Source organism: Aeromicrobium sp. PFPM2_SD2 (assembly GCF_057364525.1).
In genome coordinates this window covers 1-1114 of the sequence record NZ_JBNFNZ010000621.1, presented here as the reverse complement: position 1 = coordinate 1114, position 1114 = coordinate 1, and the positions used below count along the sequence as shown (strand labels likewise).

Genomic DNA, 1114 nt, shown 5'->3' with positions numbered 1-1114 from the left:
GGCGGCGCGGACGGTGGCCGCGGCCAGGTCGGCGAACGAGGCGGTCGACGACAGCCCGCCGGTGAGCGCGGCGTACCAGACCCGTCCGGCGCCCTCCCACGCGTAGCCGCCGATCGCGGTGGCGGCCAGGTGGAACGCCTTGTTGGGGATGCCGGAGTTCAGGTGGACGCCGCCGTGGTCGTCGGCCGTGCGCACGAAGTCGTCCATGTGCGCCGGCTGCGGGTCGCGGCCGAGCACGTCGTCGTCGTACGCGGTGCCCGGCGCGGCCATGGACCGCAGCGCGACGCCCTGCACCGCGTCGGTGAACAGCCCGGCGCCGACCAGCCAGCTGGCCTCGTCGGCCCGCTGCCCGGCGGCGTGCTGCTCGACCAGGACGCCCACGACGTCGGCGAGCGACTCGTTGAGGGCCCCGGGCTCGTCCTGGTAGACCAGCCCGGCCGTCTGCTGCACCAGCCCGTGCGCCAGCTCGTGGCCGATCACCGACACCGACGCGGTGAAGCGGCCGAACACCTCGCCGTCGCCGTCGCCGAACACCATCTGCTCGCCGTCCCAGTACGCGTTGTCGTAGTCGCGTCCGTAGTGGACGGTGGCGGCCAGCGGCAGGCCCGCGTCGTCGAGCGAGTCGTCGAGCTCGCGGGAGAGCCGCTGGACGCTGCGACGCGGCTGCAGCGCGCGCCACTGCTCCTTGGAGAAGGCGTCGCGTCCGGTGAGCACCTGGTCGAGCGACTGGCGGCGCAGGACGTCCCACGGCGTGGGCATGGAGTCCAGCAGCGGCGACCAGTCGTCGGTGCCGGTCAGGGCCACGACGGCGTCGTGCTGGGCGCCCCGCGTGCCCATCGGCAGGTCGAGCACCGTGCCGTCGTCGAACACGTGGCGGCGACCGGGCACGGTCTCGATCTCCAGCACCCGGTCGATCGTGCGCCCGGACTTGCGGAACAGGTCGCGCAGGACGCCCGGGAGGGTGAAGGTCTCGGGGTGCAGCGCCCAGCGGTGCCCGTCGCGCTCGACCCCGCGCAGCCGGCCGCCGAGCCGGTCCGACGCCTCGAGGGAGCACCACGTCGTTGGCGCAGCTTTGGCCAGGCGGCCGGCGGCGGAGAGCCCGGCGAAAGCCGCC

General features: G+C 74.8%; 1 protein-coding gene. It reads right to left on the bottom strand.

What is annotated here, in order from left to right:
• Positions 1–1114, bottom strand: a 1114-nt coding sequence (locus AC2W7G_RS16935) for a M4 family metallopeptidase (RefSeq protein WP_485869468.1), incomplete at both ends; no start/stop codon positions are given.